Below are 26440 nucleotides of genomic sequence, written 5' to 3' on the forward strand. Positions count from 1 at the left end.
CGCGCACCCGCTCATTGCTGCGGAACGCCCTCCGGCTTGACGCGCAGGACCACCTTGCCCGGCCCGTCGGCCGTCGCGCCGTCGAAGCGGTCGAAGACCAGGAGGTACCGCGAAACGCCGTCCGCGGCCGATTGCACGAGCCAGGTGGCGTCCGTCGGCGCGGGCGTCGCCGCCGCCCGATCGATCCAGTAGTCCGACAACGCGCTGAAGATCCGATCGCCCCGCCAAACGAGCTTCGGATCGGACAGCTCCGCATGTCCGACCGCGTCGAACCGCGGGAGCTCGGAATCATCCGTGCGCGTTTTGACGATGTCGAGCGTTTCGTCCTTCGTCTCGGCCGCGTGCAGATCGACGGCGGTCACGCCGCGCGGCCCGCCGAGCTCGCCATTGACGCTGACCGAGGCGCGGCGGAAGCAGAGGTGCCAGTCCTTCGTGGTGAGCGCCTCGGCCGGCGTGTGTTTCGTCCGCGCGCCCGTGCCGAGATCGAGGCATTCGCTGGGCGCGTCCTCGGGCGCCTGCGAGCCGCCCGCGGTGCCGTCGATGTCGGCGAGCGTCTGCGTCGGGCCCACGCCGGCGGACGTCACCTCGGCCCACCGGACCCGATAAATGGCCGCCACCGGCGCGCCTTGTTGCTCGGCGTAATACCCGAGGACCTGCACCTTCCATTGCTTGTCGCCGTCGCGCACGCCGTACACGTGATAACGCACCCAGAGCACGTGGACGCTCGGATCGTACGCCCAGAAATCACGGAACGCGCCGCCCGATTCGTCCTTCGTCATGAAGGGGACCGCCGGCGCGATGCCGTCGTCGAACGTCACCGCGTCGAGCGGACCGAACGCCCCGCCCTCGCCGGACCCGGACGCGCCGCTGTTCGTGAAGACGTCGAGTTTCTCGAATGCGAGATCCCAGGCCGTCGAGGCCGTGGCGTCACCCTCGGGCACGACGATCTCGGGTTTTGCGAGCGAGACGTAGGTACGCCCCTCGGCGGGGACGGGCACTTCGAACGTCGCGTCGTTCTCGTTGCCCGGGGGCTCTCCCGTCGTCGCGGGTTTGCCCACCTCCTCGCTGCAGGCGCAAAGAAGGAGCGGAAAAGCTGCGGCCAATACTGATCGTTTCATGGTTCCTCCGCGGGAAAGTCGGCCGTGAGGCCAAGGTAAAGGGTCCGCCCCTGGACCGGCCGCTGGTCGCCCAATCGGCTGGGGTCTTTCTGGGCGCCGAGCGCGTTGAGCACCCCGGCATAGGCGCGGACCCCGCGAAAAATCGGGCGCGCGATCCGCGCGTCGATCGTCTGGAAGCCGGGCGTGCGCAAGCCCTCGTCGAGGAAGGCATCGGTAACCATGCGATACCGGAGCACGAGCTCGAGCCGCAGCGGCAGGTCGGCCCGGATCGCGGTGACCACGGTGTGCGGCGGGCGGCCTTCGAGCGGGCGCTCGTTCTCGTCGTCCCGGGTCCAGAGATAGGAATACCCGGCCTCCGCGCGCAGCACGTTCGCGAGGGTGAAGGCGCCGTCGATCTGCGCGCCGAACGTGCGCGCACGGCCGATGTTGCGGTAGGTATAATCGTCGATGCCGCCCTGGCTCGCCGAGGGCCGGATGTCGATGTCGATGAGGCCGTCGATCCAGTTCGCGAAGACGCTGCCGCGGATCTGAAAGCCGTTTTTCGATCGATAACTCACGTCCCCACTCGTGCCCCACGAGGTTTCGGGGCCGAGATTGGGATTTCCGAGCACGCGATATCCGAGGGCGCCGTGATCGAAGGCGAACCCGATTTCCTTTGCCGCCGGGGCGCGAAACCCGCGCCCGACGGAGGCCCGCACGGTGACGCTCGGCGAGGGCTGATACGAGAGCGCGAGCCGCGGCACGGCGACGCCGCCATAACGCAGGTGCATCTCCACGCGGCCGCCGGCGAGCAGGGTGAGCGAATCGAAGAGCTTCCAGCCGAGCTGCGCATACCCCGCGACGCTGCCCAGCGTGACGGGGACGAGCTCCTCGATCGTTTTCGTCTGCACGGCGCCGCTGATGAGCTCGGCGCGCGTGAGCGATTGCGAGAGTTTTTCCACCTCGGCGCGCATGCCCACGACCCAGGTGCGCCGGCCGTCCGCGATGGTGCCGGTCGCCTCCAGGCTGGAGAGCGAGGCCTCGCGGTCGCGGGTCTCGTCGATCGGCGATTCGTATCGGTCTTTCTGGGTCGTGTCGAACGCCCATTGTTGCCCGAGCGCGAGGCGCAGGGTCGATCCGCGGCCGAGATCGACGAGCTCGACGAGATGGACGGCAAATCGATTCGTGCTCTGCGGCAGGTCGATCCGGTACGTCCCGAGGCCCGGGACGACCTGGCTTTGCCGGCCCTCGGATGCGTCGTGGATCCAGCGCACGCGGCCTTGCAGGCGCGTGCGAGTATTGATGTTTCCGCCGACCCGGAGCCCGACCATTCCCTGCAGGCGCGAGGGCATGGCGAGGTCGACCGCGTCTTCGAGGAGCGAGACCCCGTCCGTGCGGAAGAAATTGCCGTCGAGCGTGGCCCAGGCCCGCTCGCCGCGCCACGCCGCATTGCCCTGGGCGATGACGCCGCGGCGATTGCGACCTTCGAGCCGCGCCCGCCCGCTGAATCCCGGGTGCAGGGGTTGTCCTGTGACGACATTGACGACCCCGCCGATCGCGCTCGTGCCATAGAGCGAGCTCATCGGCCCGGCGACGACCTCGACGCGGGCGACGTCCGAGAGCGGCATGCGTGAGAGATCGATCGCGCCGCCCACGTCGCCGATGACGCGCTCGCCGTCTTCGAGGACGAGCACGCGTTGTTTGTCGAGGCCCTGGATCTGGATCGCGCTCGGATTGCCGATGTCGCCGTACGCCGACGGATTGATCTGGACGCCGGGCTGCCCCGCGATTGCCTCGGCCACGTTCGTCGCGCCGCGCCGCTCGGCCTCCTCGCGGGTGACGACGTCGACGCGCACCGTGGCGCGCTGGCTCTGCTCGGGCATGCGTGTGCCCGTGACGACGACCTCGGCGCCTTTGTCCTTGCCGCTCGGCGCAGGCTCCTCGGCGTGTGCCGTCGCCGCAGCCAGCAGCGAGGCCCCGAAACACAGGACGGCCGAGGTTGAAAGTCTCATCTGCGTAGATGAAAGTGACTTTCAAGTTCTAGACGGGAACGCTGAAGAAGTCAAGAACAAGCGGAAGACGTCCGGCCGCGTACGGTCTTCCGCTTGTTCTGTGTGCGTTGTCTCAGAGGTTCCGCACGAAATAGTCGCGGATGAGCTCCTCCATGTAGATGCGGTCCGGGGGACGGCGGGGCATGTGGCGCTCGTCCGGGAAGAGGAGGAGGTCGTACGGCTTGCGGGCGGCGATCATGGCATTGATGAGCCGCGCCGTGTGTCGGAAATGAACATTCTCGTCGATGAGGCCGTGCACGAGCATGAGCTTGCCGCGGATGCCATCGACGTGGCGCATCACGCTGCTGTCCTCGTAGCCGCGCATGTTCTCCGACGGCATACCCATGTACCGCTCGGTGTAATGGGTGTCGTAGCCGTCCCAGTGCGTGACCGGAGCGCCCGAGACCGCGACCTTGAACGTCTCCGGCGCACGCGCGAGGCACATCGCGGCCATGTATCCGCCGTAGCTCCAGCCATAGACGCCGACACGCGTCGGATCCGCGAGTCCCTGGGAGACGAGAAAGCGGACGCCGTCGACCTGATCGTCGACCTCGATCGAGCCCATGCGGTGCTTGATCGCACCCTCGAACGCGAGCCCGCGCCGCGCGCTGCCGCGGTTGTCCACCATGAACACGAGATACCCGAGGCTACGCAGCCATTGCGGGCGCATCGTGACCGTCATGTTCCAGCCGTTCGTCACGAGCTGCACGTGAGGGCCGCCATATACGTAGACGATCGTCGGGAAGGGGCCCTTGCCGAAATGCGCCGGCGGGCGATAGAGCGCGCCATACAAAGTCTCGCCGTCCCGCGAGGGGAACGAGACGATCTCGGGCGGCGTGAGGCCGAGCGCGGTGATGCGAGGATCGGGCTCGTCGTGGATCGTGGCGAGCACGGCGCCGTCCTCGATCGACCGGAGTTTTACGGTGGGCGGGCGATCGTTCGCGTGATGGACGTCGACGAAACGACGGCAGGCGCGGTCGCAGGTGACCACGTGCATGCCAGGCTCGGTGGTGATGCGTCGCATCTCGCCGCCGTCGAGAGGCACGGCATAGAGGTGGCTTTCGAGCGGGCCCGCGGCCGTGGCCGTGAAATAAACGAAGCCGCCCTTTTCATCGACGCCGCGGACGTCGTCGACCATCCACGCCCCGCGCGTCAGCTCGGCGACGAGGGTTCCTTCGTGGTCGTAGCGATAAAGGTGTCGATACCCCGTCCGCTCCGAAGCCCACAAGAATCCACCGTCCGCGAGCGGGCGGAGGAGGTCGTGCAGGTTGATCCAGACGTTCGTCTCCTCGCGCAAGAGGCGCGTCCGCGCGCCCGTCGCGCGGTCGAAGCTCACGAGCTCGAGCCAGGTCTGCACCCGATTCTGGAGCTCCGCCGCGAGCCGGCCGCCCGCGAGCCAATGGACGCGGGCGAGATACACTTCTTCGCCGTAGCTCGTATCCACCCAGACGGGCTCGCCACCCGACACGGAGACGACGCCGAGCCGCACGCGGGCGTTCTCCTTGCCGGTGAAGGGGTAATGGTGGTCCTCTTCCGCCTCGACGCCCGTCGTGGCCTTGCCCTGGTGGACGATTCGATAAATGGGGATATGCGTCTCGTCGACCTCGGCGAACGCAATCCATTTCCCGTCCGGCGACCACCAGTACCCGTGGTGCCGCGACATCTCCTCCTGCGCCACGTATTCGGCGAGGCCGTGCGTCTTGCCCGTGCCCCGCGCGCCCGAGGTGATCTGCCGCGGCGAGCCGCCGGCCGCATCGACCACATAAAGCTCCGCGTCACGGACGAACGCGACAAAAGCGCCGTCGGGCGAGAGCTGCGGGTCGAGGATCGGCGCGCCGCCGGACGCGACAAGCTTGCGGAGCGGCGCGCCGGGACCGTCCTGCACGTAGAGATCACCCTTGATGGGCACGAGCACGCGGCTTGCGCGGTTCGCCCAGGCGTACGTGGTGACGCCGATCTCGCGCTGGCGCAGCCGCTCGCGGCGTAGCGCCTCCGCGAGCGAGACGTTCTCCTCGGTGGTACCGCCGTCGGGCGGCGAGACGAAGAGGTTTTCTTTCCCCGTCTGGGGGTCGAAGACGAAGAGTTGCCGCACGAGGCTGCGCTCGGGGCTCTTCAGATAGGTGATCAGGCGATCGTCGGGGCTAAAAGCCACCTGATCGGGGATCGCCATGCCCGGCAGCGGGTGGCGGGCGACCTCCTCCACAGCGAGGGTGCCCTCGGCGGCTTCGAGGGCCTTCGGGGCGTCGGTTTCGGTAACGGACATCGTGGTTCTTTCCGGGTGAGCGTGGCGCGCAACGTATACCATCGCCGCGGGAAACTCCACGCGAGCGACCACGCCCGAGGGAGACGACGAAGAGGGCGGATCGTGAGCGGGTGTGATGTCGGCCACGGTTTGACCGGATTGCGCAACGGGTCGGGGGCGGGTTGCGCGAATTGCGCAACGGGCGTTTCACAATTCGCGCAAATGGCGCGGGGCGTCAGGAGCTCTCCTGGGCTTTCCGGGGGTGGATGGTCGGGCACGTTCATTGCCGATCGTCCGGACGAATCCCACGGGACGGCCAGGATGCGCGTCCCTTTAGCGCCCCGTGCAGGTACACAGGCAGGTAACCGCATGCGAATCTCCCTTCTCGTCGCCTCGAAGCTCGCGCTCCTCGCAACCCTCGTGACGGTCTCGGCGAGCGCCGCCGAGGACGCGCCCGTGGATGCGCCGCCGCCTGTGCCCGCGAAGCCGCGCCTGTTCCACGTGGGCATCTCGGGCGGCGTGGCCTACCAGACGGTGCGCGTGCCGATGGTGATCCCGACGGCGTACGCGGCCGCGACGCTCGGCCTGCACGCGGGTTACAACGTGACCGACCGGCTCTCGATTGGCTTCGAGGTGTCGACCATCGAGAAGAACATGGGGCGCGGGGGGCCCTTCCAGAGTTTCGATCCGGGGCTCGCGCCGCAAGCGGGGTGCAACAACTGCGAGCCGCCGCCGTTCGGCGGCTGGGTGAAGAACACGACGGCGGTCTTCGGGACCCTCGGGCCGCGCATCGAGTTTTCGCCCTTCGGCAAGGACGGCCTTTACCTCGGCGCCGCGGCCGGGCTCGCGTTCCTCTGGGGCGTCGATTCGACCTACGGCTTCGGCGGCGCGGGTCGCGTGGGTTATCGCGTGCGCATCGCCGACATCCTCGGCCTCGCCGTCGAAGGCGGCGCCCAGGCGCAGGCGTTCGGCAGCGGCGCCTACACGACCGCGCCTTACGGGATGGTTTATTTCCGGCCTTATTTCTGAGGGCATCACAAAGCCGCCCCCGATCCCGGATTGACGGGTGAAATTGGAGGGCGGTAGCCTCCGGACCCCGTGACCCAGATCCACGACGTGGTGGTGCTCGGCGGCGGGCCTTCCGGGCTCGCCGCTGCGATCGCACTCGGCGCGCGAGGCCGGAGTGTCGTCGTCCTCGAGCGGGGGCGGCTCGGGCGGCCACGCGTGGGCGAGACATTCGGGCCCGAAATCGAGCCGCACCTCGCCACGCTCGGGGTCCGCGAAGTGTTTCGGGCCGAGGCATGCGTGCCCTTTCGAGGCGTGCGTTCGGCCTGGGGCTCGGCGGAGATCACGGCGCGCCCGTCGATCGTTCATCCGCTCGGCGAGGGGTTTCACGTGGACCGCGCCCGCTTCGACGCGATGCTCGCGGGCGCCGCAGCCGAGCGCGGGGTCGTGCTCCGCGAAGAGACCGGGGTCCCGACGATCGAGGAGGCCGCCGAGGGATTTTTCGTGCGTTCGCGCGATGGCGTCGAGGTTCGGTGCAGGTTTGTCGTGGACGCGAGCGGTCGCGGCGCGCCCGCGGGCGCCGTGGGATCGAGCGCGCGGCGCTGGGTCGCGTGTGATCGCACGATCGCGATCCTCGCGCGGATGACGCCGCCCGAGGGCCGGGACGTGGAGCCCGAGCTGCTGATCGAGTCCGCCGAGGAGGGGTGGTGGTACGTCGCGCCGCAGCCCGGCCGGAAGCTCTTCTGCGTGCTCCTGACGGACGCGGACCTCACGGCCGGGGCGCCTCGCGCAGAGCCCCTCGAACGATTTCGCGCGGCGCTCGAAAGGACGAACCACGTGCGTGCGCTCGCGGAGGGATGCACGATCGACGAGCCGCCACGCGTGGTGCGGGCCGACGTGGGGATGCTCGTGCCGGGTCGGGGCGCGCGTTGGTGCGCGGTCGGGGACGCGCTCGTCGCGGGGGATCCGCTGGCCGGAGACGGCGTGGCGCGGGGGTTTCATTCGGCGATCGAGGCGGCGACGGACATCGATCGGGCCCTCGCGGAGGGCGCGGACGCCTTGCCCGAGGCGGCCACGGATGCGGCGGCGTTCCTCGCGGGGCATCTCGATCGACGCGCCCGATACTACGGCATGGAGCCCCGTTTTTCCGAGGCGCTCTTCTGGAAGCGGCGCCAGGCGTTCGATTGGCAGGCCGCGCCGATCGGCCTGGATCCGCGGGTGACCCTGCGATGGGACGGACGCGAGCCCGATCCGCATGCGATCGCGCCGATCGAGGCGCTCGTGCCGCCGAAGGCGCTCGCCTCCGTGCTCGATTTCCTCCGGAGCCCGCGCGCCGCGCACGAGGCGCTCGCCGCGCTCCGGTCCGCGGCGCCGCTCGGCGATCGACGTCTGCTCGTCGGGCTCGAAGGGCTCGTCGCGCTGGGGATCGTGAACGAAGAGGCCGTGAGCGCTCTCAGAGGATGAACGGGATCAGGGCGCGCCGTTCGACCGGGTAATCGGGGAATTTTTCGCGGTACCAGGCGTGCGTGGCGAACGCGCGCGGCACGAGGTTCGCCGCGCTGATGGCGAAGATGAAGACGCCGGCGAGCGACCACGTGCACAGGGCAAACCCGGCCCAGCCCGTGAGCTCGGTCAGGTAGCTCGGATTCGTGACCCATTGGAAGAGGCCGCCGCGGGGGATGCGGTAGATCCGCTCGCCGCTGTCGATCTCCGCGCGGGTGCGCAGGTTCCTGAGGATCGAGTCCGAGTGCAAGGTGAGGCCGAACGAAATGTAATAGACTACGAAACCCACAAGAAAGCGCGGGTCCGTGAGCCATTCGGGGCCGTACTGGGGGCCGAGGCGCGAGATGAAGTCGGCGTGGAGGTAGCCGTGCATCGTGGTGACGAGGACGCCCGTGCCCACGACGAGCAGGCCGAACGAGGAGCGCTGGCCTTTCGGGACGCGCATCGAGAGCGGGAAATAAAAGCCGCGGTTGCCGTAATGGAGGAGCCACATCCCCAGGAAGACGAGCGGGACGAGCTCGCCGCGGTGCGGGCCGCGAATGTAAAAGTACAGGAACGAGAGCGTCGCGGGCAGCTCCATGAGGAACCAGCCGAGGCGTGGATCGAGCGCGACGCCGAAGCGTGGGCTCGCGAAGCGTCCATACGGCGAGGGGACGAACCACGCGGCGACCGCGACGAACAGGGCAAAGCCGAGCGCGATCGAGAGGACGAGGTCGTAGGTGGCGTCGCCGGTGTAGGTGAGCACGGTTTCCGGGGTGATACTACAGCCTGCGCGGCGGGCACAAGCCAGCTCGAGGGGCGGCTGCTAGGATGGGCCTTATGCGATGGATGTCTTTTTTCACCGGAGCCGCGCTCCTTTCGGGGCTCCTTTGCGCGTGCGAGCCGGAGCCCGAGATCGTGGAGGGCTCCGCGGAAGACCACGGCAAGGCGCTCTTTTCGGACCCGACGATCACCGAGACCCAGGCGAATTCGTTCTCCTGCGCGACGTGCCACCCGACGTCGAAGCCGTCCGCGGACGGACCCATCCTGCCCGGCGCGCCGCTCGCAGGCGTGACGCGGCGGACCTCGTACTGGGGCGGAATGGAGCTCGAGCTGCTCCGCTCGATGAACCATTGCCTTTATTATTTCATGCTGTCGAGCAAATCCTGGTCGGCCGAGGACGAGCGGAGCCGCGCGCTGTATGCGTACCTCGACGCATTGCCCGCAGGGCCGGAGGACGAGCAGGCATGGCCGTTCACGGTGCCCGTGCAGATCTCGGCGCCGGCCGCGGCGGGCGACGCGACCGCGGGCGCGTCCGTTTACAGGCGCGCGTGCGAGAGCTGTCACGGCGCGGCAAAGACGGGGGAGGGGCGCCTCGTGGCGCGGGCGCCGATCCTACCGGATCAGACGCTCGCCGAGCACCCGCTCGGCATGTATACGGCGGAGCAACGCAGGCTCGTCTTCGTGCAGAAGACGCGGCACGGCGGGTTTTTGGGGTACGGCGGGCAGATGCCGCCGTTCTCGATGGAGGTGCTTTCGGATGAGCAGATGGCGGATCTGCTCACGTATCTCGGCGTTCCTTGACAGGCTCGATACCCTCGTCAGAGATGACATTCATCATGTCAGAATCCGACCTCTATCTGCTCGGGGGCAGCGCGCGGGAGGCAGAGCGTCTCCGCAAGCAAATTCAGGAGCTCGCGGGTGAGGCCCGGTGGTTGCTTGATCAACTCCAGATTCGCCCGGGTGCAAGGGCCATCGAGCTCGGCTGCGGGCCGCAGGGGGTGCTCGAGCTGCTCTCCGAGCGCGTGGGGCCGTCTGGGACCGTGGTCGGGCTGGATAAGAACGAGGGTTTCGTCGCTTCGGCACGCAAGCATATGGCGGAGCAACGGCGAACCAACGTCGAGGTCGTGCAAGGGGACGCGAGGGCCACGAACCTCCCCAAAGAATCGTTCGACGTGGTGTTCTGTCGGTTGCTGCTCGTGAACGTCCCAGAGCCAGAACAAGTCGTCCAGGAGATGGTCTCTTTGCTGCGTCCCGGAGGCGTCATTGCGAGCCACGAGGCAGACTATCTACCGCACATGTGCGACCCACCTTCCCCGGCCTGGGATCGTCTGTTCGAGATTTTTCAGGCATATACGCGCGCAAAGGGCGTCGACCTGTTCGTCGGGCGGAGAGTCCACCGGATGCTGCGTGACGCCGGGATCGTGGAGATTCAAGTGAATCCAGTGATCCACGTCTACCCGCATGGCCATAACCGCCGGAGCATCTTCCTCGACTTCGTCCAGAATATCCGCGACGAGCTCGTCAGGGACGGTTTCGCCAAGGACGAGGAGCTGAACGCGCTCACGCAAGACCTGAAGCGCCATTGCGACGACCCCGATACACTGGTCGTTTCGCACCTGTTCTTTCAGGTTTGGGGCCGCAAACCGGAAGGTCAGATATCGAGCGGGCCGAGGAGCCAGTGGCCGGGGGAGTCGGGTGATTCGTCGAAGTAATAACCGCGAATGGTCTCGACCAGATCGCTGACGGTGATGAAGCCGTCGTTGTCCTTGTCGATGCGGTGGAACGCATCTCGAACGACCTGTTCGGGCACGCGCATCAGCGTTCCCATCCAGCGAACCTCGTCGGTCATGGTGAGCTTCCCGTCGCGATCCAGATCGACGACATCCATCACCGCGTTGATGTAGGGGACATAGCTCTGATCGAACGTTTCGGGCGTCTCGAGCATGCCCGCCGCGAACGCAGCCTTGTACTCGGCCAGGCTGATGCGATCGTCTGCGTCGAAGTCGGCGACCTTCCGCAGGTGCTCCCACAAGCCCAAGCTGATCTCGACGAGCCTTTGCCGGGCGGGAGACTCGGGCCCGTGACCGAACTCCTCGGCCATACGCACGGCCGAGATCTCGAAATCACGTCGCTGCAAAAAAACATTGAGATCGTGGTCGTGAGCGCGAAAGCGTCGTGCGAGCCTGCGCGCGAGAAAGTCCGTCATCTGGGTCATGCGGTGGCCGGTACCACAGCGATGGGGAGGGTGTCAATCGGTGGCAGCGTCGGCTCAGGGATTCGCGCCCGGGATCTGCGCAATGCCGTCGGGATACACGCCGACGACAGTCTCGCTCTTCGTCTCGAGCGTCGCTGCGTCGAGCGTGAGGACCTTGCCTGCCGCCACGTGATCACCCTCGCAGATGAGGGCCACGCGCGTGTCGTCGAGTCGATCGACGACGTGCGGCCATTTGCATTCGTCGGCTGTAAAATCGCGGCGGGTGATCTCCTGGTCCGTTTCGAGATCCCAGAGGATGAGCGCGTCGGGGGATTGCGTGGGGATCCAGAGGCGCTTGCCGTCCGCGGAGAAGGCCGGGAAAAAGGGCGCGCCGAGCGTCTTGATCTGGCGGTCGGGGTCCATCGCGTTCGCCTCGACGTCGAAGAAACGGACGTCCTTCGAGACCGTGTTGCCGAGCACCAGGGTTTTTCCGTCGGGGGAGAGGATGGCCGAGTAGGGGCCATAGTCCGGATCGCCGATCGAGCCGCCGGAGGCGTCGACGGGAATGCGATCGATCACCTCGCGTTTGTCGAGGTCGACCACGGTGACGACGTCTTCGCCATAACAGGCGACGTAGGCGCGGGCGCCGTCGGGGCGCGAGAGGGCCATGCCGTGCGGCGCGACGCAGGTGGTGATCCGCGGCGGATCGACCGAGCCCGTGGGAAGGACGGCCGCGGGGTCGACGAGGGCGATCGTGGCGCGGGCCCTGTCGAGGTCCCCCGGGTACTTGATGGCGCGCTGCAGATCGTAATGGGAGACGACGACGCGACGGCCGTCGTCCGAGGCCACGATTTCGCCGGGATTCGCGTCGACGCGGACCTGGCCGAGGATGCGGAAATCGTCGAGTGCGAACTTTTGCACGTAGCCGGGCTGGATGCTGCTGCCGTGCGAGGCGTGCGGGCCGCCGGTCGCGACGACGGGATACGAGAGGCCGATGTAGGCGAAGCCGCCGGTTCGGTCGATGGCGACGTGGTGGGGGCCGTCGAGGCCGACGGGATCCCGGCCGACCGGGACATGCCCGATTTTCTCGCCGGTGCCGAGGTCGAGCAGCGAGAGCGTATCCGAGAGGCTGTCCGTGACGATTCCGAGTCCGCCCGGAGGGACGGCGACGGGCTCACGGCGATCGGGGAATGCTTCGCCCGTGTACGGGTCGTATCGATATTCGATGGGGGCGTCCCCGCACGCAGGCAGGGCGGCAAGCAGGGCGGCGCCGGCGAGGGCGCGAAGGTGAGGAGCGCTCATGGCGTGATCGTAAAGGTGGTTTTGCTGCCCTGGAAGGGGCCGCCATCCATGTCGATGCGGTTGTCGACGAGCTGCGCGCCCTGGAGCTCGACCGTGATGGTCGCCTTGGCCGCGGTGATACGCGCCCAGATCGCGTCCGTGGGTTTCCACGAGGTCTCGCTCGTGAAGACGCGGGCGAGCTTGGGATCGGCGTCGGAGGAGACGACGAGCCAGGTCGCATACCCGGTGAACGGCGTGCCATGCGCGTGCGCCGCGCGGACGGGGCCGAGGAGCGCGGCGAGCGGGGCGAGGAGGGGCTCGGCGCGCGGCTCGGCGGGCAGGAGCGACGGCGGCGCGGACGGCGTGAGGCGCGAGGTGGCGCCGACGGCCCAGGAGAATGTGGGAATGGTGGAGGCCGAGAGCATGGTGCCGGCTGGTGGCGAGAGCAGCCCGGGCGCCTGGGAGGGGACATTCGCCGGCGGGTTCGCATCGGTTGCGGTGAGGAACGCGGCGAGGGCCTCGTCGGTGGTCGTCCCGCCGTAGACGACGTCTTCGTATCCCGCGGGGACGCCCTCCTCCTCGTGACCGCAGGCATAGAGGGATACCGAGGCGAGCGGGATCAAAAGGGCGAGGCGATAAAGGTTTTTCATGGCAAGCTCCGTGTGGCGCGCGGGCCGTCGCTCTTCGGAGCGTAGCGCATCGGGCGCCCGGGGCCAGCGCGGCGTTCAGCGGGCGCGACGGACGAGGGCCGCCGCGTCCGTGGCGAGCGTGAGCGTCGGGCCCGAGAGCCGCACCTCGTCGAGGGAGAAGAGGAGCGACGCGGAAGGGAATTCGTCGTCTTCGAGGTCGACGTCGACGGGGGCGCCGAGATTGACGGCGACGTCGATGACCTCGCCCTCGTGGGCGCGGCGGAAGATGAAGAGGCTGCCCTCGGCGAAGACGATTTCGACCGTGCCGCAGCGGAGCGCGGGGGAATGCGCGCGGAGGGCGAGGAGGGAACGCACGATCGAAAAGGCACGCGCGCCGGCGGGGTCGGGGTGAAGTGGGAGGGGCATTCGATCGGGCCAGACGTCTTCGGGTTCGGTGACGGGCGTTTCGGCGAAGAGGTCGTATTCCTCGCCATAAAGAATCGAAGGGACGCCGGGCCATGCGAGGAGGACGAAGAGGCCGAGGAGTCCGTGGCGCGAAGGGCCGCCGTGTTTGCGCGTGATGCTGGCGAAGCGTGGGTGGTCGTGTGTCGAGACGAACCGGAGCGAGCGGGCGCCGGGGGCGCCTCGATCGAGGTCGAGGAGGGCGAGCCGCTGGGCCGCGAGCTCGGCGGGGACGGCGCGTTTCGCGAGGAAATCGACGAGGACGTCGTGGAAGCCGAAATCGGTGGCGCAATCGAGGGCGCCGCGGCTCGTCCAGCGGTGGGCGTGGGCCGGGACGAGCTCGCCGAGGACGACGGCGTCGTGAATTTCGCGGCGGAAGGTTTCGCGAATGGCGACGGCGAGGTCGTGCGGGACCTCGGCGGCCATGTCGAGCCGCAGGCCGGAGGCGCCGCGCTTCGCCCAGCGGGACGTGGCGGAGAGGACGAGGGCCCGGACCTCGGGGTGATCGAGATTGAGCAAAGGGGCGTCCTTGCGCCGGCCGTAATGGCGGAGCTTGGGCGCGCCGCGGGACGGGATTGTCCAGTGAAACCAGGCGGCGAACGGGGAATCGAGGCCGCGTGCGCGGACGTCCTCGTAGGGGGGAAAGCCGCGGCCGGCGTGCGAGAAGGCGAGGTCGACGAGGATGCGGATTCCGCGTGCGCGGGCCTCCGCGACGAGGCGTTCGAAGGCGGGTTCGCCGCCGACGGCGGGGTCGATCTGGAGAGGATCGACGAGGTCGTAGCGATGGCAGGAGGCGGCGAGGATCGTGGGGGTGAGGTAAAGGACGGTGATGCCGAGGTCGGCGAGGCGAGGCAATGCGAGGCGAATGCCGTCGAGGTGGCCGCCGGCGGGGCGATCACGGCCGGGATCATGGCCCCAGGAGGCGCCGGGGCGCGGGGCGAAACGGTCGACGAAAATCGTGTAGAGGACGGCGTTTTTCCACCAGGCGGGGAGATCGTCCGTGGGCGTGGGGACGAGGGAAAATGCTTCGCGCGGGCCGGGATCAAATCGGATGCGGAGAGGCCTCGTCGGGCCGGGAAGCGAGGCGCGGAAAAAGAGGTGCTCGTCCTCCTCGGCGACGCGGGTCATTTCGATTTCGCCGCCTTCCCAAAGGAGTCGCAGGTGCTCCCCGTGGCCACGACGCAGGCCGGCGCTGACGATAAGATGGTCTTCCTCGGGCGCGCGCACGACGAAAGGCGGCGCAGGGGCGAAGAGCAGCGGCTCGGGCGCGCCGCCGACGGAGAGAACGCTATTTCGAATTCGATCCCGCGAGCGCGTCCGCGGGTTGTCGAGGTCGAGCGACCAGTGGCCGCCGGCGCGGAGCTTGTACGAATACACGCCCACGGGGAGGTCGAGCGTGGCCTCGGCGATTCGTTCGCCGGGCGTTTCGGCAGGCATCGACGCCAGGGGGATCCCCGTTTGCCAGTCGCAGACCTCGCCGAGGAGCTCCACGGGCGCGCCGGGCTTCGCGCCGGGGAAGGCGCAACGCGCGCGCAGGTGGACGGAACGGGGATCGGGCGGAGAGGCCGGATCAGGCGGGAGGGGTGTGGTCGGGTCTTGTCGCGGCACGTGGCTTCATCTTACCCTCGGACAATGATCAAGGTGAGGGTGCGAAAGGCGGGGACGGGCGTCGCCGCGGCGTCGGGGCTCATCGCCCTTTCGGGGGCGCAAACGGGGTGCGTAGCCGAGCCGATCGAGCCGGGCGACGAGTCCATCGCCGAGGCCGAAGACGAGCTCTCGCCGGGCACCGGCACGCTCGCGCTCGACGGCTTCCCGGGGAACTTCAACGTGAAGCTCGTCAACGCGAACACGGACGAGTTCCTGCGCGCCGGCCAGGCGCTCACGATCGAGCTGCCCGTGTGGATGCTCTGGGACAAGCTCTACGCGGGGACGCCGCTGCCCAATGATCTCGAGCGGCTCAAGCAGATCACGGCGACGGTGACCGTGAGCGCGGTCGACAAGACGACGACGATCGCATCGCTGAAGGCGCCGGTGACGACCTACGCCGGCATGGATTCGTATGGGTTCAAAGCGATCACGAAGACGTTCATCGTGCCGTCGAAGGCTGACTGGCTCGGCTTCGCGATCACGATCACGGACCTAGAGCCCGGGGGCCTGAGCGCGAGCATCACGGCGGCGGAGCTCTCGACGCTCGCGGTCTTCGGCGGGGAGTTGCCGAACAAGAGCCTGTTCATGGATTGGGCGCAGGCGACGAAACGAAACCGGATCATCGAGGGCGACGATCCGATCGCGGGGGCGGAGCTTTTGCTCGCGGTGTCGGACTGGCGGGCCGACGTGGTCGTGGACAAATCGCTGATCGACACGCAGATCGGCAAGGCGCAGAGCGCGAGCCGGTTCGGCTGGGTGACGATCCCGATTTACGGCAAGATCGTGCACGAGGTCGCCTACGCGGTGCATTTCGACGACGGGCTCGACTGGCGGCCCGAGGTGATGCTCACGGAAAAACCGAATTCGCGCTTCCTGGGATCGGGCCGCACGACGTACGAGGGGACGATCCAGGTGCCCGCGAAGGCGCGGCGTATGATGCTGTACATGCACGTGAAGACGTACCTCGTCGCCGATTACACGGGCTATGCGAACATCACGGAGAAGTGGTACGCGGACGGGGCGAAGATGCTGAAGGCCGACAAGTACGACAACCCGAACGGGGCCTTCACGAATTATTCGTTCTCGATCGCGAACTCGCTCTGAATGCTCCTCCCGACGGACCTGCACGGGCACACGTTGTTCTCCGACGGCCGCGCGACGCCGGAGGCGTACGTGGATTTCCGTCGCGAGATCGGGATGCGCGTGATCGCCGTGGCGGATCACGACGTGCTCGCCGCCGTGCCGCGCGCCGCGCGGGCGGCGGCGGCGGCGGGGCTTCTGTTCGTGCCGGCCCTGGAGGTGACGTCGTTTCTGCATTTCGGGACGGAGCGGGCCGAGCAGTTTCACGTGCTCGCGTATTTTCCGCCGCGTTTCTCGGTGCTGCCGCTCCTCCGGCAGACGGCGCTGTTCCGGCGAGGCGAGCGGGTGCAGGCGAAATGGAAGGCGTTCGTGCTGGCCTGGATGGAAGGGATTTCGGAAGAGGAGCGGCGCGCGATTGATCCGGAAGGTACATTCGAAGCCCTCGCGCCGGTCGATTTTCCGGCGCTGCAATCGATGCTGGATCGGGTCGCCGCGCGGACGACGCTGTTTCCGGCGTTCCGTGATCATCACGTGCGGTTCTGGGAAGAGGATCGAGAGCTCTTCGGCTGGACGCCGGAGGAGGCGATCGAATGCATCCGGCAGGACGGCGCGCTCGACGTGGTGGCCCACCCGGGCCGGTACCGCGACAAGGAGAGGACACGCGCGGTGCTGCTGCGGGCGAGCGGGATCGAGGTTTATACGTCGCGCCACAAGGCAGAGGTGGCCGAGTCGTTTCGCGCATTCGCGGAGGAGCACAAGAAATGCTGGACGGCATCGTCGGACGATCACCAGAATGCACGGTACGTGAGGCCCGCCGCGGGGACGCCGGTCGCGACGATCGAGCGGATCCTGGGGCGAGCGCTGCCGATCGAGTCGATTCTCTCGGCTTGAAGCGTCGCTCGCTCGGGCTCCTGTCGGCGGCGCTCTTGCTCGCGCCCGGCGCGGCGCGCGCGGCCGATCCGCCGGCGGCGCCGGCACCGGTGCAGCCAGCGCCGACCCCGGGAGGATGGGCGGGCGAGCTCGATGCGCTGTCGAAATGGATCGCGGACCGGGGCAAAGGGCCGTCGTGCGCGGCGCGATGTTACACGCTCGAACGATTGAAGCTCTCGGGGCGGGTCGGGGAGGGGCCGCTCGAATTCGAGCTCGTGGGCCGGGTGCTCGCGGACGGGGCCGTGGATGTGCCGCTGTTCGGGCCGCCGAAAGAGGTGCGGCTCGAAGGCGTGACGGAGAACGACAAGGAAGCGGCGATCGGGTTCGAGGGCGATCGGTATTTCCTGCACACGTCCGCCAAGCGGTTCGTGCTCAAAGGAAAGATGACGCTCGGGAGTGATCTGACGCTCCAGATCCCCGGGCCCTTGAACACGCTGGAAGCGGATCTCGCGTCGGGCGCGGTCGTCGAGGGATCACGTTTGTCCGGGATCATGGGGACGACGATCCACCTGAATCGGCAGGACAAGGCGGCCGAGGCCGGGCCCACGGTGTTTCAGCTCTCGCGCGCGGTGCGCGTGGGGCGCGAGATCGGCTTCGAATATCGGCTCGTGATGCGCTCGGGGACGGACCTCGGGGTCGTGCGATTGCCGCTCACGCTCGGCGAGAAGGTGCTCGACGTGACGGGCGCGGCGGGGTTCCGGGTCGAGGGAAATGAGCTCATCTTGCCGACGTCGGGGCGGACGGCGGAGATGACGATCACGGGCACGCTCGCGAAGCTCGGCGCCATCGCGCCGGACGCGCGCTCGGGCTACGAGTGGTGGCTCATCGAGAGTGATCCGGAGCATCGCGTGGCGGTGGCCGGGGACGCGCGGCAGGTGGATTCGGCGGAGTCGCCCATTCCGCGGTCGCAGCCGACGTCGCGGCTGTTTCTGGTGCAAAAAGGCCAGAAGATGGAGGCGACCGTGACGCCGCTCGCGGCCGTGGACGCGCTCGCCGCCGTGGTGCAATCGCATCAGCGCACGGTCGTGGTGACGGCGCGCGGAGACGTGGTCTCGCAGGATCAGGTGAACTACGAGAACAATGGCGTCGATTACCTCGCGTATTCGCCCTCGGGCCGGCCGATCTTCCTGTCGACGTCGGGGAAGGCCGAGCGGATCATGCGGCAGGGCGCGGATGCGGAGGAAATCCTGGTGCCGCTCCGGACGGGGAGCCAGTCGGTGCAGGTGCAATCGCTCTCGCAGACGGGGCTCAAGCCGCTCTTCGGAACGGTGACGGTGCCGATGCCGTCGTATGCATTGACGGCGAGCCGCGTGCACCTGACCGTGGGATTGCCCGCGGGGGTGTTCCCGCTGGCGTTGCTCGGTGGGGATCGGCCGAAATGGGCGGTGGAGGGGAGTGATCTCCTGGTGTCGGGCATCGGCTTCGCGGCCGGGTTGGCCGCGGTGCGGCCGGGGCCGGGGACGAGCCCGGCGCGATTGCGGACGCTTCGGATTCTTGGGGGAATCGTGCTCGCGTCGTTGTGGTTCCTCTGGAAGCCGGGGTTCGTTCTTTCGCTCATCGCGCTCGGGCTCTGGGCGCTCATCTGGGCCGTGGGCGTGTTCGCGAAGGGCGCGGCGCGGGTGGCGGCGACGGTCGTGCTCGTGGGCGGGCTCGGGCTCGTGGGGCTCATCGGCCTCGCCGCGATGAGTTCGCGGTCGCCGGTGAAGTCGTCGGACATCAGCTACGAGCCGCCGGCGCAGCGGGCCGCCGCGCCGGCCTCGACGCTAAGCGGCGGAAAACTCGACGACGATCGATCGGGCAATGGGTGGGTGGACAAGGGCGGCGGGGTGCTGGAGGGCGTGACGCCGGTGCCGCTGCCGTTGCCGGATTATCGGCATTCGATGAGCGCGAGCCGCGAGCTCGTGACGAAGGATCGGCCGTTCCGGCCGACCTTGGTGTACGTGACGGACACGGCCGTGGCGCCCTTCGCGGTGCTCTGGCTCGTGGGGTTGGCGATCGTGGTGAGCGCGCATCGAGAGCGTATGAAGGATGGATACCGGCGGCTGCGCGAGCGGATCGACCGCGCGGCGGCACAGCCACCGGCCGAGGCGAAGGCGGCAATCGTCGAGGCGCCGAAGGACAAGGAAGGAGAAGAGGGATGATGAAGGCAAGCAAAGGCGGTTTCGTGTCGCTCCTCGCCGCGACGCTGCTCATGGCGTGTGGCGGTGGAACCCCGGAGCCCGTGACGCCCGCGGAAAAGGCGCCCGAGAAGGCCGTCGAGGCGCCGAAGCCCGAGGCGGCGCCGGCCGGGCCGGACGCGGAGAAGGCCGCGCAATGTATTGCGACGGCAAACGCGCAGCGCGCGAAGTTCAGCGGTGAGCCGCCGAAGGTGACGGTCAAGCACATCCTGGTGAGGTACAAAGGCACGAAGAACGCGGACGCGTCGATCACGCGCACGCGCGAGGAAGCGTGCCTGCGGGCGATGGAGGCGCGCGACAAGCTGCGCGAGGGCGCGGATTTCGACGAGATGGTGAAGGAGTACAGCGAGGAGCCCGGCGCGGCGTCGCGCGGCGGATCCGTAGGGGAGATCGAGCGCTCGATGGTCGTGAAGAACTTCGCGGACGCGGCGTTCGAGCTGTCCGTGAACCAGATGAGCGACGTCGTGGAGACGGAGTTCGGCTTCCACCTGATCGTCCGCTCGCAGTGAGCAGAAACGAAAAGGCGCGCCCCCGGCTCTCCGGGAGGCGCGCCTTTTTCATTTTCTTACGACGTCGAACGAATCAGCCCTTGCCGATCGCCTTCCGCCAGGACGGGCGCTCGCTGATGCGGCCCCACCACGCCGCGACGTTCGGGCGCTCCTTGACGATGTCGCCGAGGCCCGTGTCGAAGAGGTACTGGAAGTACGGCGCGTAGGTGATCTCCGCGATCGAGAACGAGCCGGCGATCCACTCCTTGCCGACGAGCGCGCGCTCGAGCACGTCGAGCGCCTTCGCCGCGCCCTCCTTGCCATTCTTCACGACCTCCGGGTCCGGCGTCGTGCCCTTCATCGGCGAGAAAAAGATCTCGAGGATCGCCTTCATCGCGGGCGGGCTGAAGTACGACTGCTCGACGCTGATCCACTGCTCCATGACGCCGAGGTCCTTCGCGTCCGTCGGGGCGAGGCCGCCGAACTTCGCGTTGAGGTAACGCAGGATCGCGCGCGACTCGTAGAGCACGAAGCCGTCGTCATCGAGGACGGGCACGACGCCAAAGGGCTGACGGGCGAGGTGCTCGGGGCTCTTCTGATCGCCCTTCATGATGTCGACGAGCACGAACTCGTAATCCACGCCCTTCTCTGCCAGAGCACAAAGGACCTTGCGCACACACGTGCTCGCCGGATGACCGTAGACCTTCATGTGAATCCTCCTCCCCGTCACGCAACGGGACGTTTCGCTCCGCTGCATACTCCCCATTCTCGGCGCCGTCTACCGTCGCGATAGGCCACGCGTGATTGTGCGCCGCGTCGGGCGCGGGCGTCACAATCCGTAAACGTGGACGTCGTCGATTCGCCATTCCTCGGCGAAGCCGTCGCCCCCGCCCGTCTGGTCGTCGTAATGGAAGCGGACGACGAACGGCTTGCCGGCGACGAGCGCCGAGAGGTCGAGGCGGACATGGCCCGAGGCGTCGAGCGTGTACGTGGCGACGGGGCTGAAAGCGCCCATGACGGAGATCTCGACGCTGGCGCGGTCCGTGGCCGAGGTCCAGTGGTCGAAGGCGTGGTCGAATTCGAGGAAGACACGCGTGAAGGGGCCCGCGTCGAGGGAAGGTGTCGCGAGGATCTCGCCGTCGAGCGCGACGTTGCTCTCGTCCTTGACGAGCATGAACGCGCCGCCGGAGGCGCTGCCCGTGGTGTTGTCCTGGGAGCAGCCGAGGAGCGGATCGCAGCGGTAGAAGCTCTTGCCGTCGCTGTTCGCGTCGGTGACGACGAACGGCTCGAAGCCGCTGGAAAAGTCTTGCGCGAGGAGGCTCGTCACGGCGGCGCATTTCGGGCCCATGCCGAGATCAACGCAGGCCGCGCCGTCAGCACAGCGGTTCGTCTTTCCAGACGCATCGCAGGCGAGGCCCGGGGCAAGGACGGGGCGGACCGTGGCTTCGAGGGCATACGCGCCGACATCCATGGCGCTGAAGCCGTCGACGACGACGTAATACGTGCCGGCCGCGAGGTTCGTCAGGTCGAATGACTCGGGATGGCCGCCGAGCTGGGTGTCGGCGCAGGCGAGCTCGCCCGCATTCATCGTGCAAGCGTCGAGCAGGTATACGCCGACGTCGAAGAGGGGCGAGGAGGGCGCGACGCGGACGGAGAGATCGGCCGGGCCAGGAAGCGTGAGCGCATAAACGGCCTCGGGGCCGGCGCCGGTGCAGCTCGCGGAGAGGGCGGCGCCGTCCGAGACGAGCGTGGTGCCGGCGTAGTTGCCCGCGGAGGCGACGGAGGAGGGCATTGCGCAGGTGCCCGAAGCGTCGACGAGGGCAAAAGGCTGCTCGGTGACGCGGAGCTCGTAGGGGCCGACATTCGCGGCCGCATACCCGGAGACGACGAGGAAGACGGGCGTCTGGGGCGGCAAAACCGCGGTTTCGAGGCGCGCGAGGGGGCCGTCGCCGCTGTCGTCGTCGCAAGCGTGCTCGGCGCTGGTGTCGAGGCAGTCGAGGTAGGCCCAGGCGACGGTATCGGCGAGCGCGCCGCCGATGTCGGTGGTCTCGAAGGTGACGCGCGCGAGGGAGGAGCCCGTGATGTAACGGTGCACGACGGAAGGCGCCGCGGTGCCGCCGGCCGAGCAGGTTTTCGTGCCGAACCCGACGACGGGCGAGCCCATCGTGGTGCCCGCATAAACGAGCGTATCGCCCTGCGTTTGTCCCTTCGTGAGGAGATCGACGGCGTCACCGCACGTGGTGCCGGGTTCGAGGAGACATTGGGAGGAGCAACCATCGGCAGGCATCGTGTTGCCGTCGTCGCAGGTCTCGCCGGGCTCGATGAGGTCGTTGCCGCAGACGAACGAGGAGCCGCCTTGGCCACCGGCGCCGCCATTTCCGATGCCACCGGCGCCGCCAGCGCCGCCTTGGCCACCGGCGCCGCCAACGCCACCGCTGCCGCCAACACCACCGCTGCCGCCAGCGCCACCGATTCCGCCAGCGCCGCCGGTGCCTCCGACGCCGCCAGTGCCGCCCGCGCCGCCTTCCCCGGCCGCGCCACCTTGCCCGCCTACGCCGCCTGCGCCTGCGCTTCCCCCTTGTCCCCCGGCGCCGCCGCTGCCCCCGTTGCCGCCTGCGGCGCCCTGTCCTCCCGCGCCTGCCGTGCCGCTGCTCGAGCTCGACGTGGACGTGGATGCGCCTTCGTCTCCACACGCGGCGAGCGCCACGGTCGAGGCGAACATGCAGGCAAGAAAAGCGTCGCGGACGTGCGCCATGAATCCTCCGTTCGAGGCGCGATGAAAGCATGCCGAACGGGGAATTTGGAGCCCGCTTTGCGTCACGAACGGCGCGGATCGGGGAAAGGCGGGCCCCCGTCGGGAAAGCACGCAGGCCCATGCACGCCCTCGCCGGAGGCACGAACGGTGGGGTTCACCGGTTGTTCACCGTTCGTGTTCGAAGCATTCTCGACATGTCGCGTTTCGTCCGCGCGATAGACGAATTCATGCGGACGAACGATACGCGGCGGTGCGGAGTCTCCGGGGGGAGGTTTCGATGCACGACCTATCGACGTTCTCGCTCGACGACATGATCAGTTGCGGCGCAATGCTGCGCGGGCTCGGAGAGGGCGCCCGGAGCATGGAAGACACGGCCGGCCGGGTCGTTCGCGCGCTCTACGAAAACCTGGCGCGCCCCGCGACGGGCGAGCGCTCGTGTGCGCTCGTGAGGTTCTTCGAGACAGAGCGATTCGACGCGCTGCCGGCGGACCCGCGGAAATTCGCGCAGCGGATGGCCGGCGGAGAGGCGCTCGCGCCGGACACGACGTGCCTGCAATTGCTGGCGACCGCAGGCGACGAGCCGGCCTGGAACGATCCGAGGGCGTCGGCCGGGCACGTCGCGATTCCGCTGCCGAGCGAGACGGCGCTCGCGCGCATGCCGATGATCGCGCGGCTCTGCGCGCAGCTCGGGATCGCGACGAGCTCGGTGCTGCGCCCCGCGCGGTTCACGGAGCTCGCGGAGCGGACGTACGACGTGTTCCACGTGGAGCACGCCGCCGAGAGCCCGTACGTGCCGGCCAAGGCGAGCTTCGTGGAGCGATACGGGATCCGCTCGGTCGTCGGCTGCGGCGGCATCTTGCCGAGCGGGCAGATGTTCGCCGTGCTCCTGTTCTCGAAGGTGCACGTGGAGCCCGCGACGGCGCAGCTCTTCCGGCCGCTCGCGCTCGCGATCAAGCTCGCGATCCTGCCGTGGTCGTTCGCCGAGCAAGAGGACCCCACCACGAGCGAGGCGCGGCGCGCCCGGGAGGTGGTCTCTTGCGCCCCGTGACGCTCGACAGTGAGACCGCGGTCCTGAGGGCCCGGGTGGCGACGCTCGAAGCGCTGCTCACGGAGCACGAGCGCGCCGCGGCGGAGCGCGTGCAGCGGATGGAGCAGCTCATCGCGGATCTGTCGGCGCGTACGCAGGTCTTCGAGGCGACGCTGCAGAGCATCGTCGACGGGGTGGTCGTGAGCGACACGGCGGGACGAATCACGCACGTGAACGAGGCCGCGACGTCGATCATGGGGTTGGGCCGGCCCGGCGTCGACGCCGCCGAGAACTGGGAGGAGAGGTACGGGTTCTTCTACGCGGACGGCGTGACGCCGTACCCGAGGGAGGAGATTCCGCTCCATCGCGCGGTGCGTGGTGAGCCGGTCGACCACGCGGAGATGCTCGTCCGAAGCGCGCAAACGCCGGAAGGGATGATTCTCGAGACGAGCGCGCGGACGATCCACGACGCGCGAGGGGAGCGGCTCGGCGCCGTGGTGGTCTTCCGCGACATCACCGATCGCAAGCGGCGCGAGCGGGAGATGGCGCAGCAGCTCGTGGCCGAGCGGGAGAGAAACGAGACGCTCGAGCGGCTGCGGATCGCCGTGCACGAGCTGTCGACGCCAATCCTCGAGGTCTGGGACGGCGTGCTGGCGCTGCCGCTGATCGGGGTCGTCGACTCGAAGCGGTCAGCGCAGGTGATGGAGACGCTGCTCGAGTCGGTGGTGCGGATGAAGGGCCGGTACGTGATCCTCGACGTGACCGGCGTGGACGTGCTCGATACGGCGACGGCCGATCACCTGCTCAAGATCGTGCGCGCGGTGGAGCTGCTCGGGACACGCTGCGTGCTGAGCGGCGTGCGGCCATCCGTCGCGCAGACGCTGGTCGAGCTCGGGGTTTCGTTCGGCAAACTGGTGACGCTCCGCAACCTGAAGCACGGCCTCAAGGCGTGCATGCGGTGGAAGGAGGGGGATGCGGAGCGTGCAGGAAGAGAGGCTGCACCTTTGACCGTATCTCCTCCAGGAATGCGGTGAGCCCCCGCCCCCGGCTCACCCCTCCGCGTCCTCGTTCGTCCCGGCCGCCTCGTCCTCGCTCGTCCCTTCGCTCGGCTTCTCGCCCTTCAGGAAGAACGACTCCACGAAGTCCCGTTGCCCCGGGAAGAGCGCGCCGAGCGATCGGTGCACGCGCTCGAGCTCCAGCCGGAGCCGGCCCTTCGCGACGAGTTCCTCGGAGCGCTCCTTCGACCAGCCCATCTGCGCGCCGTCGTTCGCGTCGATCGCCTTCTGCGCGCGCTCGGCGGCGTCCTTCAGCTTGCCCACGAGGCCCCCGCGCTCGCCGAAGTCTTCGCCGGCTTCGAGGCGCCCGGCCGCCTCGTTCGCGCGCTTGGGCCGCTCGTCGATCGGTGCGCGCGTAAAACCCGTGAGCAGGCCAGGCAGGAAGGAGAGGACCGCCGGGTGCTTCTTCGAGCCTCCACCAAGACGGATCGTGACGAGCGCGAGCGCCTCGTCGATCCTGCGCTTGAGCAAGACGAGCGTCGCGTTCTGCTTGGCCTGCGCGGAGGGGCGGCCGAAGAGCTGGACCTCCTGCGTGTCGCGCGCCTCCTTGAGGAGGGAGTCGATGTGGGTCTTGAGGGACGCCGCGAGCTTTTCGAGCTCGGTCCGATCGCTCGGCTTGAGGTCCGGAAACTCCGCCCAGGCGCAGACGGAAGACCACGAGAAGGATGCAAAGACGAGGTGAACCCAGGAGGAAGCTGTCTCGTTGGGCAGGCGCATGGGGAGAAGGCTCCGGAAAGGTTGGGGGACGTACGAGGAGGCGGGAAGGACGCTAACGAAAGCGAGGAGGACGCGTCAAGGCGGTGTGGAGGAGGCAGACGCTGCGTTGCAGGAGGGTCAGGGAGGCGGGGAGGTGGCGCCCGAGGCGTCACTGAAGCGTCCGTGCGGCGGGGAGGGGCCGACTGGCTAGTGCAACAGGAACCGACTGAGCACGAACAGCGCGATCATCCCGAGCGCGATGCCGATGCCCGCGGCGAGGATCAGGATGCCGCTACCGCTCGACGCCGTGTTCGGCGCGACCATCGGCTCCATCGGCGCGGGCGCCGCATGCGCCGCGGGCGCTGAAGGCATGTTCGGACGCGGCATGCTCTGCGGCACGCTCGGCAGGCGCATGCCGGCGTGCGCGCTGCCCTGCGCGCCGTAACGCATCGGCTGCATCTCGTGCAGCGCTGCTTCGAGACGCGCCGCGAGCACGCCCGCCGTCGGACGGCGATCGCGATCGCGGCGCAGGCAGTCGTCGACGATCGAGGCGAGCGCGGGCGGTAGGTCCGGCCTGCGCGAGACCACGGGGTCGGCGTCGCGCGTCATGATGCGGACCATGAGCGCGTTGTAGTTCGGCGCCTCGTGCGGGAGCGTCGCCGTGAGCGCCTCGTGCATGACCACGCCGAGCGACCAGACGTCCGCGCGGCCGTCGATGTCGTCGCGCCCCGCGGCCTGCTCGGGGCTCATGTACGCGGGCGATCCGACGACGGTGCCCGTGCGCGTGAGCGTGAGGTGCTCGGGGTTGCCTTCGAGCATCTTGCTGATGCCGAAGTCGAGGATCTTCAGGACGAGCTCGCCCGTGGCCGCGCGGTGCGCGTAGAGGTTCGCGGGCTTGAGGTCGCGGTGGATGATCCCCTGCTGGTGCGCGCTGTCGAGCGCGCGGACCACGCCGACGAAGAGATCGGTGAGCATCCCCGGGTCGAGCATGCGCTCGCGCGCGATCCACGCGTCGAGCCCCTCGCCGTGGAGGAGCTCGAACACGAGGAAGGGCGAGCCGTCCTCGGCCTGTCCGAGGTCGAGGATCTCGACGATGCTCGGGCTTCGTACGCGGCCGCTTGCCTTCGCTTCGTTGAAGAAGCGCTGCAACGACACGGCGTCGGCCGCGACGTCGGGGTGCAGGATTTTGAGCGCGACCTCGCGGTCGATGAGCTCGTTCTTTGCAGCCCAAACGGTGCCGCTCGCGCCGGATCCGAGCATCCGGACGAGGCGGTACCGTGACTGGATGAGATCGCCAGGGTTCAACCGGCTGGGGAGGATACCAAAGCTCGGCCCGCCGGCGTAGCCGAGAGACGCGCG

General features: G+C 68.4%; 22 protein-coding genes. 10 read left to right on the top strand and 12 right to left on the bottom strand.

Annotated features, from left to right (window positions below; all coding sequences use genetic code 11):
• Positions 1-11 precede the first annotated feature (11 nt).
• The 3 genes from KEG38_RS07580 to KEG38_RS07590 form a co-directional block, all read right to left on the bottom strand.
• Positions 12-1118, bottom strand: a complete 1107-nt coding sequence (locus KEG38_RS07580; protein WP_272418410.1) for an HmuY family protein — start codon at positions 1116-1118, stop codon at positions 12-14.
• Entirely contained in the window at positions 1115-3109 is a 1995-nt protein-coding gene (locus KEG38_RS07585; RefSeq protein WP_272418411.1) for a TonB-dependent receptor plug domain-containing protein, read from the bottom strand. The genes KEG38_RS07580 and KEG38_RS07585 overlap by 4 nt, the downstream gene beginning before the upstream one ends.
• Before the next feature lie 112 nt (positions 3110-3221).
• Positions 3222-5411, bottom strand: coding sequence for a S9 family peptidase (locus KEG38_RS07590; RefSeq protein ID WP_272418413.1), 2190 nt, complete (start codon positions 5409-5411; stop codon positions 3222-3224).
• Positions 5412-5759: 348 nt separating this feature from the next.
• Between KEG38_RS07590 and KEG38_RS07595 the strand changes: the two genes are divergently transcribed.
• Both KEG38_RS07595 and KEG38_RS07600 read left to right on the top strand, forming a co-directional pair.
• Positions 5760-6419 (top strand): hypothetical protein, encoded by a 660-nt coding sequence (locus tag KEG38_RS07595; RefSeq protein WP_272418414.1) that lies wholly within the window; start codon positions 5760-5762, stop codon positions 6417-6419.
• A 69-nt stretch (positions 6420-6488) separates the two neighbouring features.
• The gene (locus KEG38_RS07600; protein WP_272418416.1) at positions 6489-7859 is read left to right on the top strand and encodes an NAD(P)/FAD-dependent oxidoreductase; all 1371 of its coding nucleotides are present in this window, start codon (positions 6489-6491) and stop codon (positions 7857-7859) included.
• Here KEG38_RS07600 and KEG38_RS55440 read toward each other — a convergent pair.
• Positions 7849-8643, bottom strand: coding sequence for a phosphatidylethanolamine N-methyltransferase family domain-containing protein (locus tag KEG38_RS55440; protein ID WP_272418417.1), 795 nt, complete (start codon positions 8641-8643; stop codon positions 7849-7851). The genes KEG38_RS07600 and KEG38_RS55440 overlap by 11 nt on opposite strands.
• 74 nt (positions 8644-8717) lie before the next feature.
• On the opposite strand from KEG38_RS55440, the gene KEG38_RS07610 reads away from it, so the two are divergent.
• Positions 8718-9461, top strand: coding sequence for a c-type cytochrome (locus tag KEG38_RS07610; RefSeq protein ID WP_272418418.1), 744 nt, complete (start codon positions 8718-8720; stop codon positions 9459-9461).
• A complete protein-coding gene (locus tag KEG38_RS07615) occupies positions 9458-10372 on the top strand; it encodes a methyltransferase domain-containing protein (protein ID WP_272418419.1) in 915 nt (304 codons plus the stop codon). Before KEG38_RS07610 ends, KEG38_RS07615 begins: the two co-directional genes overlap by 4 nt.
• On the opposite strand, the gene KEG38_RS07620 is transcribed toward KEG38_RS07615, so the two are convergent.
• The 4 genes from KEG38_RS07620 to KEG38_RS07635 form a co-directional block, all read right to left on the bottom strand.
• Positions 10312-10875, bottom strand: a complete 564-nt coding sequence (locus tag KEG38_RS07620) for an EF-hand domain-containing protein (protein WP_272418420.1) — start codon at positions 10873-10875, stop codon at positions 10312-10314. The two genes, KEG38_RS07615 and KEG38_RS07620, sit on opposite strands and share 61 nt — an antisense overlap.
• A gap of 54 nt (positions 10876-10929) precedes the next feature.
• Positions 10930-12156: a YncE family protein gene (locus tag KEG38_RS07625; protein ID WP_272418421.1), complete on the bottom strand. Its 1227-nt coding sequence runs from the start codon at positions 12154-12156 to the stop codon at positions 10930-10932.
• Positions 12153-12785 carry a hypothetical protein gene (locus KEG38_RS07630; RefSeq protein WP_272418422.1) on the bottom strand — a complete coding sequence of 211 codons (633 nt, stop codon included), beginning with the start codon at positions 12783-12785 and terminating at the stop codon, positions 12153-12155. Before KEG38_RS07630 ends, KEG38_RS07625 begins: the two co-directional genes overlap by 4 nt.
• 75 nt (positions 12786-12860) lie before the next feature.
• Positions 12861-14834, bottom strand: coding sequence for an alpha-amylase family glycosyl hydrolase (locus KEG38_RS07635; protein ID WP_272418423.1), 1974 nt, complete (start codon positions 14832-14834; stop codon positions 12861-12863).
• Positions 14835-14858: 24 nt separating this feature from the next.
• Here KEG38_RS07635 and KEG38_RS07640 point away from each other — a divergent pair, with 24 nt between their 5' ends.
• Genes KEG38_RS07640 through KEG38_RS07655 form a run of 4 tightly spaced genes read left to right on the top strand, consistent with a single transcriptional unit; the run spans position 14859 to position 19569 of the window.
• Positions 14859-15977 (top strand): hypothetical protein, encoded by a 1119-nt coding sequence (locus tag KEG38_RS07640; RefSeq protein ID WP_272418425.1) that lies wholly within the window; start codon positions 14859-14861, stop codon positions 15975-15977.
• Positions 15978-16844 (top strand): PHP domain-containing protein, encoded by an 867-nt coding sequence (locus KEG38_RS07645; protein WP_272418426.1) that lies wholly within the window; start codon positions 15978-15980, stop codon positions 16842-16844.
• Positions 16841-19024 (top strand): hypothetical protein, encoded by a 2184-nt coding sequence (locus tag KEG38_RS07650; protein ID WP_272418427.1) that lies wholly within the window; start codon positions 16841-16843, stop codon positions 19022-19024. The genes KEG38_RS07645 and KEG38_RS07650 overlap by 4 nt, the downstream gene beginning before the upstream one ends.
• Positions 19021-19569 (top strand): peptidylprolyl isomerase, encoded by a 549-nt coding sequence (locus KEG38_RS07655; protein WP_272418428.1) that lies wholly within the window; start codon positions 19021-19023, stop codon positions 19567-19569. The genes KEG38_RS07650 and KEG38_RS07655 overlap by 4 nt, the downstream gene beginning before the upstream one ends.
• 73 nt (positions 19570-19642) lie before the next feature.
• Here KEG38_RS07655 and KEG38_RS07660 read toward each other — a convergent pair whose 3' ends face one another.
• Complete coding sequence (locus KEG38_RS07660; protein WP_272418429.1) at positions 19643-20257, bottom strand: glutathione S-transferase family protein; 615 nt, start codon at positions 20255-20257, stop codon at positions 19643-19645.
• A 120-nt stretch (positions 20258-20377) separates the two neighbouring features.
• Complete coding sequence (locus KEG38_RS07665) at positions 20378-22303, bottom strand: myxococcus cysteine-rich repeat containing protein (RefSeq protein WP_272418430.1); 1926 nt, start codon at positions 22301-22303, stop codon at positions 20378-20380.
• A gap of 277 nt (positions 22304-22580) precedes the next feature.
• Here KEG38_RS07665 and KEG38_RS07670 point away from each other — a divergent pair, with 277 nt between their 5' ends.
• Both KEG38_RS07670 and KEG38_RS07675 read left to right on the top strand, forming a co-directional pair.
• On the top strand, positions 22581-23351 hold the full coding sequence (locus KEG38_RS07670; RefSeq protein WP_272418431.1) for a hypothetical protein: 771 nt from the start codon (positions 22581-22583) through the stop codon (positions 23349-23351).
• A complete protein-coding gene (locus tag KEG38_RS07675) occupies positions 23348-24364 on the top strand; it encodes an STAS domain-containing protein (protein ID WP_272418432.1) in 1017 nt (338 codons plus the stop codon). The genes KEG38_RS07670 and KEG38_RS07675 overlap by 4 nt, the downstream gene beginning before the upstream one ends.
• A 15-nt stretch (positions 24365-24379) precedes the next feature.
• Here the strand turns inward: KEG38_RS07675 and KEG38_RS07680 are convergent, their stop codons facing one another.
• On the bottom strand, positions 24380-25102 hold the full coding sequence (locus KEG38_RS07680; RefSeq protein ID WP_272418433.1) for a hypothetical protein: 723 nt from the start codon (positions 25100-25102) through the stop codon (positions 24380-24382).
• A 186-nt stretch (positions 25103-25288) separates the two neighbouring features.
• Positions 25289-26386 (bottom strand): serine/threonine-protein kinase, encoded by a 1098-nt coding sequence (locus KEG38_RS07685; protein WP_272418434.1) that lies wholly within the window; start codon positions 26384-26386, stop codon positions 25289-25291.
• Positions 26387-26440: the final 54 nt, after the last annotated feature.

Origin of the sequence: Polyangium jinanense (genome assembly GCF_028435265.1) — a bacterium.
In the GTDB taxonomy this organism is placed as follows: domain Bacteria; phylum Myxococcota_A; class Polyangia; order Polyangiales; family Polyangiaceae; genus Polyangium; species Polyangium jinanense.

Coding starts and splice junctions, on each gene's coding strand:
- KEG38_RS07580 (WP_272418410.1), bottom strand. CDS start 1,118: ATGAAACGATCAGTATTGGCCGCAGCTTTTCCGCTCCTTCTTTGCGCC.
- KEG38_RS07585 (WP_272418411.1), bottom strand. CDS start 3,109: ATGAGACTTTCAACCTCGGCCGTCCTGTGTTTCGGGGCCTCGCTGCTG.
- KEG38_RS07590 (WP_272418413.1), bottom strand. CDS start 5,411: ATGTCCGTTACCGAAACCGACGCCCCGAAGGCCCTCGAAGCCGCCGAG.
- KEG38_RS07595 (WP_272418414.1), top strand. CDS start 5,760: ATGCGAATCTCCCTTCTCGTCGCCTCGAAGCTCGCGCTCCTCGCAACC.
- KEG38_RS07610 (WP_272418418.1), top strand. CDS start 8,718: ATGCGATGGATGTCTTTTTTCACCGGAGCCGCGCTCCTTTCGGGGCTC.
- KEG38_RS07620 (WP_272418420.1), bottom strand. CDS start 10,875: ATGACCCAGATGACGGACTTTCTCGCGCGCAGGCTCGCACGACGCTTT.
- KEG38_RS07625 (WP_272418421.1), bottom strand. CDS start 12,156: ATGAGCGCTCCTCACCTTCGCGCCCTCGCCGGCGCCGCCCTGCTTGCC.
- KEG38_RS07630 (WP_272418422.1), bottom strand. CDS start 12,785: ATGAAAAACCTTTATCGCCTCGCCCTTTTGATCCCGCTCGCCTCGGTA.
- KEG38_RS07640 (WP_272418425.1), top strand. CDS start 14,859: ATGATCAAGGTGAGGGTGCGAAAGGCGGGGACGGGCGTCGCCGCGGCG.
- KEG38_RS07645 (WP_272418426.1), top strand. CDS start 15,978: ATGCTCCTCCCGACGGACCTGCACGGGCACACGTTGTTCTCCGACGGC.
- KEG38_RS07655 (WP_272418428.1), top strand. CDS start 19,021: ATGATGAAGGCAAGCAAAGGCGGTTTCGTGTCGCTCCTCGCCGCGACG.
- KEG38_RS07660 (WP_272418429.1), bottom strand. CDS start 20,257: ATGAAGGTCTACGGTCATCCGGCGAGCACGTGTGTGCGCAAGGTCCTT.
- KEG38_RS07665 (WP_272418430.1), bottom strand. CDS start 22,303: ATGGCGCACGTCCGCGACGCTTTTCTTGCCTGCATGTTCGCCTCGACC.
- KEG38_RS07670 (WP_272418431.1), top strand. CDS start 22,581: ATGCACGACCTATCGACGTTCTCGCTCGACGACATGATCAGTTGCGGC.
- KEG38_RS07680 (WP_272418433.1), bottom strand. CDS start 25,102: ATGCGCCTGCCCAACGAGACAGCTTCCTCCTGGGTTCACCTCGTCTTT.